At 67.6% G+C, this 287-nt stretch carries 1 pseudogene; it reads right to left on the minus strand.

Features of this window, described 5'->3' with window-relative positions:
- Nucleotides 1-287: pseudogene (locus tag ACYU8Y_RS26470) on the minus strand (hypothetical protein); the annotation flags it as partial.

Here is a 287-nt window from a genome sequence, read left to right on the forward strand (position 1 = left end):
CTGGCGCAGCCGCTGCCATCACTCACGCTCACCGTGTACACACCCGTCGACAAGCCGCTCACCGAGCTGCCACTCAGCCCGTTGCTCCACTGGTAAGCATACGGCGGCAGGCCCCCGCTGGCACTCACACTGATGGCCCCCGTCGCCTGACCGCAGGCCGCGGGCGAGACACTCACTAAACTCACCACCGGCGCCTGGGAGCCCGGCAGGTTGATCGAGCCGCTCACCCCCGTGCAGCCGTTGGCATCGGTGATGGTCACCGAGTACACCCCCGCCATCAGACCACT

The sequence above is a fragment of the Spirosoma humi genome (assembly GCF_054776575.1).